This is a genomic window from Bacillus sp. M5A3_1b, assembly GCF_053345335.1.
This window is the reverse complement of sequence record NZ_JBKEZY010000005.1, coordinates 314,501-327,040: the sequence shown is the minus strand read 5'-3', so window position 1 is coordinate 327,040 and position 12,540 is coordinate 314,501. Positions and strand designations below refer to the sequence as shown.

Genomic DNA, 12,540 nt, shown 5'->3' with positions numbered 1-12,540 from the left:
CTTCTTTTTTTATTACATAGTATTGCAACTATTTACCTCCCCTCCCTCTTCCTTTTATAAAACTCATTTTATTATTCTCAAATCAGACACATAATAAGTGATTTCAATCACCACATTGTTTTTCATTTATCGCTATTCTTAATTTAGATATTACATTTAAACTTTATGGAGGCATTCATATGGAACATACATTTACTGAAACTTCAATTGTTGGTGAGATTGTTACACAATTTCCGAAATCTAGTGATCTTTTTAAATCTTATAGAATAGATTTTTGTTGTGGTGGTAATAAGCCGCTTATTGATGCAATTCATGAAAGAAATTTATCGGCTTCTGAAGTAATTACAAAGTTAAATACACTTTATCATAATACGAAACGATTAAATGAATCTGAAATTGATTGGAAAAATGCTTCTTATCGTGAATTGATTGATTATGTAATTCATAAGCATCATCGTTATTTAAATGAAGAGTTACCGCAGTTAAGTCCATATGTGACGAAAGTATTACGCGTTCATGGAGCAAATCAACCTCATTTAGCTCAAATTCATAAGCTGTTTCATGAACTTAAAATGGAATTAGAACAGCATTTAATTAAAGAAGAAACGGAAGATTTTCCATTAATTTTAGAATTTGAACAAAATCCAACTGATGAAAATTATGTAAAGTTACGTAAAGTAGTAGATGAACTAGAAAATGAGCACAATCATGCTGGAAATATTATAAAAGAAATTCGTAAAGTGACAAATGACTTTACTCCTCCAGAAGACGCTTGCGGTACTTATCGACTTGTTTACCAACGTCTTGAAGCGCTAGAGTCTGATTTATTTGAGCATATTCATTTAGAAAATAATATTTTATTTCCACGTGCCATTACGAGAGCATAAAGTGAAACTATAATAAGTGGAGCGGTTTTGTTTATCCCACTCATTATTAGCCCACACTTAACTTCTTTGCTCCAACCGAATTTTGAGATGAAAGTTTTACTCCCGGCAAATAGCTGAATAAATAAGTCACAGGACATGAATAGCAATGCTCATGTCCCTCTTTTTCATTGTGTGAAAAATATTGATACTTCTCCACCCTCTCTATCCATATAACTAAATTTCCTATCCGCTTCTCTTTTCACATAAAACGAGAAATCATTATTTACCATATTGCCCTAAGTTGCGGAAACAATTATACTAGATGTAATCACAATAAATAATCTGAATATTCTTAGAATTGAAGATAAAATCTTTACTGCCCGCAATTAGATGGATACACTCTATTTTCCACTAAATAGATTAAAAAACGATAATAACATTAGGAGGATTACGATGCACCAGCTTGATTCATTACATCCCATTATAGAAAAAATAATTAACAATATTGAAAAGTTAATGGTCGGAAAGCGAAAAGAAACGATCTTAGCTTTGACAGCTCTCTTAGCTGAAGGTCATGTACTATTAGAAGATGTGCCTGGCGTTGGGAAAACAATGTTAGTACGTGCACTTTCTAAATCAATTGATGCTGATTACAAGCGCATTCAATTCACACCTGATTTACTGCCGTCAGATGTTACAGGTGTTTCTATTTATAATCCGAAAGAGCTCCAATTTGAGTTCAAGCCTGGACCAATCATGGGGAATTTTATACTTGCTGATGAAATTAATCGTACATCTCCAAAAACACAATCTGCCTTACTTGAAAGTATGGAAGAAGGCAATATTACAATAGATGGCATAACAAGACCGTTACCAAAACCGTTCTTTGTAATGGCTACACAAAATCCGGTCGAATATGAGGGAACATATCCTTTACCAGAAGCACAGCTCGATCGTTTCTTATTGAAACTAAAAATGGGATATCCTACACAAGAAGAAGAATTTGAAATTTTAAACAGGATGGAAAAAACCAATCCCCTCTCCCATTTACAAGCTATTACAACAATAGAAGAATTACTTTATTTACAACAAAGCATACGGGAAGTAAGCATGGACAAAGCAATCAAGCATTACATTGTAAAGCTTGTTAGTCAGACTCGTTCTTATAGTTCTATACAACTAGGTGCAAGTCCACGTGGCTCGATTGCTTTAATGAAAGCTTCACAAGCTTATGCATTCATCCATGGTAGAAATTATGTTATTCCTGACGATGTTAAATTTTTAGCTCCCTACGTTTTAGCTCACAGACTCATTCTAAAAATGGAGGCAAAATTTGAAGGAATAACAGGAGAACAAGTTATCGCAAAAATCATTGCGCGAACTACCGTACCTACTCAAAGGAAGATGAACCTTTGATGAAACGGATACTACGAGCACTCTATCATTTTACTAAGTTATCACTCATTCCGTTATGCCTAGTCTTAACATTTGTATACGCTATGCTTCAAGGAGGATTTGTAAGTTGGTTTTTGTTTTACAGTGCGATTCCTATTGGCCTTTATTCACTATTGCTTCCCTTCTTTGCTTTACGGAACGCCGAGGTAAAACGAATAACAAATCAAGACGAATATGTAGCAGGAGAACCATTTTTAAGTACGATTACAATAAAAAGAAGTTTCCCTTTTCCCTTACTTTATTTGATTATAGAAGATGAACTGCCATCACAATTTAAAAATTGTAAACAAACGAATATGAATAAAGTAATACTCTTTCCAGGATTGAAACGAAATATTTCGTTTCAATATGCAATTGACACAATCCCTAGAGGAGAGCACTCTTTTTCAAGCATACGTGTCAAAACTGGCGATCTATTCGGTATGATGGAGAAAGAAGTAACTTTTTCAGTTCCAGATACATTTTTAGTCTACCCTCAGTATGTAGATATAACATATCGACAAATGGAAAATCATTTCGAACAAGGAGCACTTTCAGCAAATATAAATTTAGTAAAAGACTCTACCATTTCTGTCGGTGTCAGGGAATATAAACCTGGTGATCGCTTTTCGTGGATTGATTGGAAAGCAACTGCACGAACAAACAACATTATGACGAAAGAGTTTGAACAACAGCGCAGCCATAATATTATGATATTCATGGACAGAACCCCATCCCCTCTATTCGAATCAGTCGTCACATTTACTGCCTCTATTGTCAGGTCTGTCTTGAAGCAAAATTCACCAGCGTCATTCGTATCTGTCGGAAAAGAACGAACTTTTTTCCCTTTAGACAATGGAGATAGTCAGTTACATCAAATCTTTTGTCATTTAGCGAAAGTACAAGCAGATAGTGTATTCCCGCTCTCCCGGAGTGTAGAAATGGAATTAAGAAAAATTTATGAGCCCGTCACGATTATACTCGTGATAAGCGATCTTTCTCCCGATATTCAAAAGGCGGCTGACTTTGCTGCTATAAAAAATAGAAAATTAATGGTGTTTGTCGTAAAAGAAAAAGCAAATCAACTCTCACACCGAGAACTCAGTATTCTAGAAACTCTACAAAAACGACAAATATTTGTAAATGTGGTTTATGGAAACCAGTATACAAACGTGTTTTTTGAGGTGAGCAAATGATAACATTACAGGCAAAAAAACAATGGGATATGACTAGATTTTTCATGCATGCATGCGCATTTCTACTTTTACTAGAATGGCTAAGGCCCCTCGTAGGTATTACAAACGTAGGTAGATTAGATGTTTTCGTAATATTTATAGGGATTTGCTTCACTCTCTCTTTTTTTCAAATAAAATGGCAGATTCCAATAAAGATCGTCACGATTTTATTCATCATTCATTTCCTATATTATAAAAATGCTTTTATAAATCCATCTTGGCTAACGAAATTTTTCACTGATATTTCTCGAAATTCCTCCTTGTTATTTCAGGGGAATTTGCTGGATATCTCTCCAGTTTTTCCAACACTTTTATTTTTTTTATCCTTTTGGTTTTTGAGTGCTTTCATCTCTTTTTGGATGATTCATAAAAAACGTGGGTTGTTATTTCTTATATTGACTATTATTTATATCACCATTTTTCATAACTTACATTTATACAATGCAAACTACGCTATTATTCGTACTGTTGTCATCGGCTTTTTTATGCTTAGTCTTCTTCGCATAGAACGAATAAAAGAGATGGAACACTTACAAAATTTTGCTAGAGAAATCTCAAAATTACTTAGACCTCTTACAATATTTATTGTATTGTCAGCAACTATCGCATACTTCGCTCCAAAATTTGGCCCTCAATGGCCAAACCCAATGGATTTTTTAAAATTCAACACATCCGAAGCAAGTAAAAAACAAGAGGTTTCTAAAATTGGGTATGGTTTAGATGACTCGCGACTAGGCGGTCCTTTTAAGGCGGATCCTACAATTGTTTTCACAGCGCAAACGCAAAACAAACAATATTGGAGAGTTGAAACGAAAGATTTTTATACCGGAAAAGGCTGGGAAGTTTCTGAAAATCAAAATAAGATTTCTTTTAAAAATAAAAACGACGTCGTGAGCTGGTACGAACAAAATACAAAAACGGAGACAACAAAGGCAACAATCAACATGCAAAAAAGTTATCCTCACCTTACCTATCCAGCAGGGTTAGTATCTGTTGAAGCTTCTTCTAATGTTTCATACAGCGTTGACCCATTTTCTGAAAAAATCTATACGATGAACGGAGATTCCTCTACTACTTTACATTCATATAAAGTAACGTATGAGGTCCCGGAGTTTTCCATAGAAAACTTAAAAGCTGTAAAAACGAATGAAGGTCAAGAAACAAATCCTTATTTCATAACAAAGTACACGCAACTTCCCGAATCATTACCGCAGCGAGTCAGAGACTTAGCTGTTAATCTAACAAATGATAAAGACAACCGATATGATAAAGTATTAGCTATTGAAAATTACTTCACCGACCATTCTTTCGTATATGAAACAATGAATGTGTTGTTCCCTGCCAAAAATCAAGATTATGTTGATCAATTCCTTTTTGATACAAAAAGCGGCTACTGTAATAATTTTTCAACATCTATGATTGTGTTACTTCGTTCTGCTGGGATCCCTGCTCGATGGGTAAAAGGTTATACAGAAGGAACTCTTGATAACACACTAGTTGGTGCAGAAGGTGAGGATGTATATAAAATTGCGAACGATAACGCACACTCTTGGGTCGAAGTATATTTCCCAGGATACGGATGGATTCCATTCGAACCAACAAAAGGATTTACCAATCCCTATAATTTCACAAATAATACTCCTGCTCCTACTTTACAAAATAGCGAAGAAACTAAGTCTCAAAATGCGCAAATGCACAAAAGAAACAATGAAGCAAAGCTCAAAAGTTTAATGGAAGATACAGAAGACGCTCCTACTAAAAAGCTTACAAATTCTAAAAATGGACTTTCTTGGTGGTACGTATTCCTCTCTACGATACTAATTAGTATCATCGGATACATTCTCTTCGCTACTAGAATGAAATGGATTACATTTTTTATTATTCTTTTCTACAAATACCGAAAAGATGATGCTGTTTATAGCAAAGCTTACGGTGCACTTTTAAAACAATTTGGCAGAATTGGTATACCACGTGGAGAAAGTCAAACATTCCGAGAATACGCTCTCCACATCGATACACTTTACAACTCGGCCGATATGCAACAACTTACTTTCAGTTATGAGAACGCTATGTATCAAAAGGGACAGGCCGTAGCAGAATGGAAGAAATCCGTACACTTATGGGAAATTATTATGAAAAAAGCAGCCTCTCCGCCTAAATCAAATGACTTCCATTCAGCGATTTAATCTTGATAATGTGAGTTGATAGAAAAAGCCTCAAAGAACTACATTGTTCTTTGAGGCTTTTTTAATAAAGTGAAACTTCTAGTTATTCTCCAAGTACCTTCTCAATCTCAACCTCTAAATCCACCGGCTTCGTCTGCGGCGCAAAACGCCCTACTACTTTCCCGTCTTTTCCGATTAGAAACTTCGTAAAATTCCATTTCACTGCTTTCATACCGAGTAAACCTGGAGCTTGTTCTGTCATGTATGTATAAAGCGGATGTGCCTTATCACCTTTCACATCAACCTTTGCAAACATCGGGAAATTCACACCATAGTTTAATTCACAAAAACTAGTAATATCTGCTTCTGTACCTGGTTCTTGTCCTCCGAATTGGTTACAAGGGAAACCGAGTACTTCTAGTCCTTGGTCTTTATATTTATCATATACTTCTTGTAATCCTTTATATTGTGGTGTAAAACCACATTTGCTAGCTACATTTACAATAAGAAGTGCTTTTCCTTCGTAATCTTTTAACGATTTATCTTCTCCTGTTATCGTTTTAGCTGAAAAATCATAAACTGTCATTTTCCTTACCCCTCTCTTCACTATCATTCTATGTTTATACTATACTACATTCATGAATATACAGCTCTTATTACGTACTTACACCCCGATATGATAGCGCTTTATTTCTGTTCGAAAATTCGACACAAACTACTAGACTTTTATGATGGAAAGTTTTACAATTAAATTGTGAACAAAATGTGACAGTTTATATTCCATTATAAAAGCAAAGGATGGTGTTCATTATGAAAACTGCACAACATGAAACGATTTCAAATCGCGAGTTTTATTTCGTACTATATATGATGTTATTGTATGTGATTGGCTGGATAATCGATGTAAATGGTTTATTTTTAAGCTCCTACTTTAATTTAGCAGGAGAAATTATGCTTCCAATCGTTGGTGGCATAGTTGGACTGTTCGTTATGTCTATCAATAAAGAACAAACGAAATAATAACACTTTAAAAAGGCAGAAGACGAGCGTTCGTTTTCTGCCTTTTTTCTATTTTAGCGTATAATAGAAACATACAGTAACTAAGGAGTGGTAATGATGAAAAAAGTAGAGCAATTATCTTCTCACCTATATCTTATTGATGATTTTGATTTACAACATAATGAACGAACTGGTACGTACGTTTTATTAGGTGACGATATTACTTTAATTGAAACTTGTGCAGCCCCTTCTCTTCCGTATATTTTAGACGGCTTACAACAATTACATATTGATTTAAACGAAGTTAAAAACATTATCGTTACACATGTTCATTTAGATCACGCCGGTGCTGCTGGTTTAATGATGGAAAAATGCCCAAACGCTACTTTATATGTGCATTCTCGCGGTGCTCGTCATATGATTGATCCAACAAAACTCATTTTAGGTGCAAAAGCTGTATACAAAGAAGATTTCGATAAACTATTTGATCCAATTCTTCCTATAGAAGAAGAACGTGTTCATATTGTACAAAATGGTGATACGTTAAAAATTGCCGCAGACCGTACACTTACATTTTACGATACACCGGGACATGCTAAACACCATATTAGCATTCACGATTCCTTAACAAACGGCATTTTTACTGGCGATACAATTGGAATTTATTATAGAGAACTCGCAGACCTTGGTGTCGAACTATATTTACCATCAACGTCCCCTTCACAATTCCAGCCAGATGCGATGATTGCTTCTAAAAATCACATTCAAAGTATGAATGTAGATACTATTTATTTCGGTCATTACGGTGCATCCTCTAATGTTACAGAAGTATATAACCAACTGGAACATTGGCTACCTATTTTCGTTCATACTGGAAAAGAGGTCTTTGAACAGTATAATGATTTCGATGAAGCGACTAAAGCTTTACAAACTGTATTAATGGATAAGATCTCTTCTCACCTTACAAAGGTAAACGTTCCATCAGATCATTCTGTTTACAACATTTTACATTTAGATATAGAAATTAGTGCGATGGGCATTATAGATTATTTCACGAAGCAAGAAAAAGCAAACTCCACTATTATATAACCGTAAAAGAAGAGATATACAACAGTAGTTATTGTATATCTCTTCTTTTTTTGAATATATTTTGAGTAAAGGATGGTGGAATGTAATGCAAAAAGTGATGCTATATCTCTGCTTCACCTTATTTATCGTCTTATTATTATTTGTTGGAGTGAAAATTCAATTTTATTTAGATACAGACGCACAGGTGAACTTTAACGTTTATCCAAGATTATTCTACTTTACACTCTTCCCTCTTATAGTTGGCATTTTATTACGATTCCTTCAATCCATTAATCGCGAAACGAGTAAACAAAACTGGCGCTTTCAACCGGATAAATTTATCGCTATTACTGTGCCGACGCTATTCATTTCCTTTTCTCCAGCTCTACTCTTTTCACCAGTTGGTGCATACCTGCCTTATTTAACTAATATTATTCTTATAAATACTACTTTTGTTACGATAATAAGTTTAATAGCTGGCTATTCTATTTTAGATTGTTTTATACAAAAAGATAAGGAGAATAGTAAGGAATATAACTAAGTGATTTCCCACTTTTATTTTATTAAGCAAATCAAGATAATTATGCCCTGACTTGTATGCAAAAGAACTTAATGTTCAATTTTTAAGTGTCGTTGGTTATGGTAGTTTATTTATAAGTGCAATACTCCTTGTAAGAGTTGCTATACATGCGGTAAGGAAATTTATGTAATAACAAAACGAGTATGAAATCGCATAGATTTTATAATCGTTTTTTATTGTTCATATTTTCAATCGGTAATAGGAAATTTATGTTAAACTTAAGAAAGTCGCGCACTAAGTCAAAATACATTTCAAACAAGGGAGACTTATTATGAAATTAGGTACTTTCTCGTTTCTAACGTTTCTCGCAAGTATATGTTCTTTCTTTATTTTAAGAGGACCTCATGCAAATTTAACTTTAATTATTGCGATTCTCAGTATACTTTCATTACTCGGAATTATTTTTGCGATCGCATCAAAAAATTGGTTATTCGGAATAGTTGGTACAGCATTAAATGCAGTAATATTAGTATTTGTATATTTCTTATTGCTAGCAAAAGGAATAGGTGGTTAATATATTTACGTTTCAATAAGAAAAGCTCACAGCTTAGGCTATGAGCTTTTTTATTTATCGCACCTTTTCATCTACATACTCCATAAACTGCTCTGCTTTCATAAATCTTTCTTTGTATGCCTCAGGTATATCTTCTACTTTTATTCCACCAGTTGATTTAGTCTTCACTCGTAGTATTTCATGTGTCATTAAAGCTTCCATATAGCGATCAAACTCTTCTTGCGTTAATATTTCTTTACTAGATTTATGACCATTTAATTTATCAAAGTATGGTTGAAGGCCCATACTTACTTTTTTCATTTCTTCTCTTTTTTCTGGTGATAATTGATCATAATCAATATTACCGTTCGAATCCCCGTACGCAAGCTTTGCATTTGTTAATTTTTTTAGTTCTTTTGTAAATTCTTCATATTCCTTCGCACCCATTTCATCTTTCGCTTCTGATAATTTTGCATTAAAACGCATATATGCTTCTAACGTCATTGCTCCAGCATGTTTTTTTAAATTCTCAAACGATCCGTATATACCATCCGCCATAATAGATTGATACGCAAAACCAGTCGTTGGGAGTAAAAATGCTGCCGCAAGCACTCCTGCGATAAGGCGCTTCTTCCTTTTACTTCCCCCGCTCTTCATTTTTATTTGGACAATTACTTTTTCTTTTAACTCCGGAGGGGCAATAATACCCTTCGCTTCTTCTTGTATAGATTCTCTAACTCTACAATCTAAGCTCATTTCACATTCCCTACCTCTCCTAAAAAGATTTCTTCTACTTGCTCTTTTTGACGTAGTTTTTTTAATGCCGCGTGAATTCTAGATTTCACAGTACCAATTGGAATATGTAATATGTGTGCTACTTCTTCTTGTGAATAATCGTGTAAGTATCTTAAGATAATAACTTGTTTCAATTTATACGGTAATTTATGTATAAGTTCGATTAGTTTTTTGTTTGATATTTTACTTACAATATCGTTAGAAAAATCAATTTGTACTGGTTTTCTTTGCTCTTCTGCTTTTTTTATAATTCGTAGTCGCATCCACCTCTTTCTTCTATAAGAGTGAATTTGTTTAATCGCAAGTCCAATTAGCCAAGGGCGAAATGGCTTCTCGCTATCATACTTACGAAGCGATTCATATAGTTGTATGTATATTTCTTGAACGACATCATCTACATCCGTTTTATCACCTATTAAAAAATGTGCTGTTTTATATACTTCTTGAATCGTTTTATCATACAATTCGCCATACGCTTCTTTATTGCCTGATAAAGTTAATTGGATTAAATTTGTATACAATGTTTCATCCTTCATTTACCTTCCCTCCTTTGTCTTACACTATATATTGGCAAGTAATTGATGTTTCGTTCGATTTTTTCAAAAGTTTTTTTATATAAATTAATATAGTGATTCAATCAGTTCATAAGCTTCACTTATAATCACACATAACTATTATATAATTTTCCAATTTCTAATGAACATTTAAAATGATTTATATAGTCAAATTTAGGAGGATATATAATGAAAGCTATCATTGTAACGTCGTTCGGTGGTCCTGAAGTGATGAAATATACAGATGTGGATATGCCGGCTATTTCAGAAGATCAAGTTTTGATTCGCGTTGTTGCTACTAGTATAAATTTCGCCGATATTAAATCCCGTTATGGTAAAAAAGGAAATAAAGCTCTACCTTTTATACCAGGGATAGATGCCGCTGGTGTTGTAGAACGAGTCGGTTCTCATGTGAAAAATATTTATCCTGGACAACGTGTCATTGCTTTTCCTCAAGATGGCTCTTACGCAGAATACGTTGTCGCAAACGAAAACCTTACTTTTGCTTTGCCTGATGAAGTCGATTTTCAAACTGCAGCTGCTTGTCCGATTGTATCTTTTACAAGCTATAATTTACTCGCAAATGTAGCAAGGCTTCAACAAGATGAGTCTGTACTCATTCATGCAGCGGCTGGTGGGATTGGTACGACAGCAATTCAAATCGCTAAACTATTAGGGGCTGGAACTGTTATCGGTACTGTCGGAAATGAAGCGAAAAGTAAAATCGCTTTAGACGCTGGAGCTGATTATGTTATATGTCGTCAAGATGTAGATTTTGTAGAGAAAGTCAATGAGCTGACCAACGGTGAAGGCGTTGATGTAATTTTAGATTCTATTTCTGGAACGGTTTCGGAAAGAAGTTTAAAATGTCTTGCTTATTATGGTCGCCTCGTTCATTTCGGAAATGCAAGCGGTGAAATTGGTAACTTCCAAACGAAAGATTTACACGCAAGTTGCCGCTCTATACTCGGTTTTAGCTTTGGTACTACACGAAAAAAACGTCCTGAACTACTCCAAGAAACTGCAAATGAAGTTTTCCGTTATTTAAGTGACGGAAGTTTGCAAATTAAGGCTACGAAATCTTTTCCACTTCAAGATGCAGGGAAAGCACATGAATGGGTCGAAAGTAGAAAAAGTACAGGGAAAGTAATACTAACTGTCCAGTCCTCTTCCTGAAATGAATACTTGAAACCGAGGTGTCATTCATGGGATCACGAATTATGCATGCTATTATCGCTAACAGGATTGCCGAGAAATTATCTATTCAAGATAAAACTTCTTTTATACTTGGAGGTGTGGCCCCTGATGCTGTGCATTCAAAGATAGAAAAAGTCACCTCACATTTTTACGCTGGCTCAACAAAAGACTATACGAGACGAATTGATTATGGATCATTTATTCATAAATATAAAGATTATATGGAGTCCCCTTTTCTCCTAGGCTATTGCACCCACCTCATTGCCGATGATAATTGGCTAAGCGGCTTTTTTCTACCTTGGCTTAAAAATAGAATCGAAAATGACGAAACTATCGCGCCTATGTACTACAACGACTTTAAATTATTGAACGCAAAATTACTTTATCATTACGATAAAGAACAACGGCTCTTCTCTCTTCTCAATCAAGAGGCTCACATTATAGATATTGAAGAGGTTTCTAAAGAAAACGTTTTAGCTTTTCGAAAGTATCTTTTTGAAGATATGTTGTATCCAGAGCAACATTTACATGAAAACTTGCAAGTATTTACGTTCGATCAAATCGTTGGTTATATTGAAACAGCTATTGAAAAAGGGGCATTTTTTATTAAACAACTCTCTCATGAAAAATTCATTTCAAAGATTTAATCCCCCTCAATATATTTGAGGGGGATTTTCACATAACAATATTATTATTGGTTCTTTTCCATAACCGCAAAATAATTGCTTTCACTATCAGCAAAGTTAAACACTTTACCAGAAGGCATAGTGACCATTTCACCAACAGTAACATTTTTATTTTTTAAATCTGTATATAATTGATCAAGATTTTCTGAGAAGAACATTAAAGATGGTGTACCAAGATTTAATTCTGGGCTCATCTTAGAAATCACTTCTTTATTATGTAATATAATGCTCGTTTCTGCACCGCTTTTCGGAGCGATTTCAATCCATCTCATTCCTTGCTTATTATCTTCCTCTGCAACTACATGAAACCCTACCTTTTCCGTCCAAAAATTTACTGCCTCATCTTGATTATTTACATATAACATAATTTGTCCGACTTTATGAATCATTGTTTTTCCCCCTAATGGTTTTTATATTCTATGTAGGTTTCTACAGATGTTATTATTATTCCTTTTTCATTCAATTACA

14 protein-coding genes are annotated in these 12,540 nt (G+C 34.3%); 10 read left to right on the top strand and 4 right to left on the bottom strand.

The annotated features are described in order from the left end of the window. Positions 1 to 179: 179 nt before the first annotated feature. From ric to ACLBWW_RS16605, 4 genes are all read left to right on the top strand, one after another. Complete coding sequence (gene ric, locus ACLBWW_RS16620; RefSeq protein WP_048540945.1) at positions 180 to 887, top strand: iron-sulfur cluster repair di-iron protein; 708 nt, start codon at positions 180 to 182, stop codon at positions 885 to 887. Between the two features lie 432 nt (positions 888 to 1,319). Next, a complete protein-coding gene (locus tag ACLBWW_RS16615; protein ID WP_048540947.1) occupies positions 1,320 to 2,282 on the top strand; it encodes an AAA family ATPase in 963 nt (320 codons plus the stop codon). Continuing rightward, positions 2,282 to 3,496, top strand: coding sequence for a DUF58 domain-containing protein (locus ACLBWW_RS16610; protein ID WP_098048505.1), 1,215 nt, complete (start codon positions 2,282 to 2,284; stop codon positions 3,494 to 3,496). The genes ACLBWW_RS16615 and ACLBWW_RS16610 overlap by 1 nt, the downstream gene beginning before the upstream one ends. Further along, positions 3,493 to 5,721, top strand: a complete 2,229-nt coding sequence (locus tag ACLBWW_RS16605; protein ID WP_107134653.1) for a transglutaminase TgpA family protein — start codon at positions 3,493 to 3,495, stop codon at positions 5,719 to 5,721. The genes ACLBWW_RS16610 and ACLBWW_RS16605 overlap by 4 nt, the downstream gene beginning before the upstream one ends. 82 nt (positions 5,722 to 5,803) lie before the next feature. On the opposite strand, the gene bsaA is transcribed toward ACLBWW_RS16605, so the two are convergent. After that, positions 5,804 to 6,286, bottom strand: a complete 483-nt coding sequence (gene bsaA / locus ACLBWW_RS16600) for a glutathione peroxidase (protein WP_048540953.1) — start codon at positions 6,284 to 6,286, stop codon at positions 5,804 to 5,806. Positions 6,287 to 6,510: 224 nt separating this feature from the next. Here bsaA and ACLBWW_RS16595 point away from each other — a divergent pair, with 224 nt between their 5' ends. The 4 genes from ACLBWW_RS16595 (at position 6,511) to ACLBWW_RS16580 (ending at position 8,861) form a co-directional block, all read left to right on the top strand. After that, positions 6,511 to 6,720, top strand: a complete 210-nt coding sequence (locus ACLBWW_RS16595) for a DUF3925 family protein (RefSeq protein ID WP_048540955.1) — start codon at positions 6,511 to 6,513, stop codon at positions 6,718 to 6,720. 96 nt (positions 6,721 to 6,816) lie between these two features. Then, positions 6,817 to 7,788, top strand: coding sequence for an MBL fold metallo-hydrolase (locus tag ACLBWW_RS16590; protein ID WP_048540958.1), 972 nt, complete (start codon positions 6,817 to 6,819; stop codon positions 7,786 to 7,788). 85 nt (positions 7,789 to 7,873) lie between these two features. After that, entirely contained in the window at positions 7,874 to 8,308 is a 435-nt protein-coding gene (locus ACLBWW_RS16585; protein WP_048540960.1) for a hypothetical protein, read from the top strand. Between the two features lie 310 nt (positions 8,309 to 8,618). After that, positions 8,619 to 8,861, top strand: coding sequence for a hypothetical protein (locus ACLBWW_RS16580; protein WP_000766029.1), 243 nt, complete (start codon positions 8,619 to 8,621; stop codon positions 8,859 to 8,861). A gap of 54 nt (positions 8,862 to 8,915) precedes the next feature. Here the strand turns inward: ACLBWW_RS16580 and ACLBWW_RS16575 are convergent, their stop codons facing one another. Together ACLBWW_RS16575 and ACLBWW_RS16570 are read right to left on the bottom strand one after the other, a co-directional pair. Beyond that, the gene (locus ACLBWW_RS16575) at positions 8,916 to 9,596 is read right to left on the bottom strand and encodes a DUF3600 domain-containing protein (RefSeq protein ID WP_048540963.1); all 681 of its coding nucleotides are present in this window, start codon (positions 9,594 to 9,596) and stop codon (positions 8,916 to 8,918) included. After that, a complete protein-coding gene (locus ACLBWW_RS16570; RefSeq protein ID WP_048540965.1) occupies positions 9,593 to 10,171 on the bottom strand; it encodes a sigma-70 family RNA polymerase sigma factor in 579 nt (192 codons plus the stop codon). Before ACLBWW_RS16570 ends, ACLBWW_RS16575 begins: the two co-directional genes overlap by 4 nt. A gap of 207 nt (positions 10,172 to 10,378) precedes the next feature. On the opposite strand from ACLBWW_RS16570, the gene ACLBWW_RS16565 reads away from it, so the two are divergent. Together ACLBWW_RS16565 and ACLBWW_RS16560 are read left to right on the top strand one after the other, a co-directional pair. Further along, positions 10,379 to 11,365 (top strand): quinone oxidoreductase family protein, encoded by a 987-nt coding sequence (locus tag ACLBWW_RS16565; RefSeq protein ID WP_048540966.1) that lies wholly within the window; start codon positions 10,379 to 10,381, stop codon positions 11,363 to 11,365. Between the two features lie 29 nt (positions 11,366 to 11,394). After that, positions 11,395 to 12,033, top strand: a complete 639-nt coding sequence (locus ACLBWW_RS16560) for a zinc dependent phospholipase C family protein (RefSeq protein ID WP_048540969.1) — start codon at positions 11,395 to 11,397, stop codon at positions 12,031 to 12,033. 44 nt (positions 12,034 to 12,077) lie between these two features. Here the strand turns inward: ACLBWW_RS16560 and ACLBWW_RS16555 are convergent, their stop codons facing one another. After that, positions 12,078 to 12,461 (bottom strand): VOC family protein, encoded by a 384-nt coding sequence (locus ACLBWW_RS16555; protein ID WP_048540971.1) that lies wholly within the window; start codon positions 12,459 to 12,461, stop codon positions 12,078 to 12,080. Between the last annotated feature and the right edge of the window lie 79 nt (positions 12,462 to 12,540).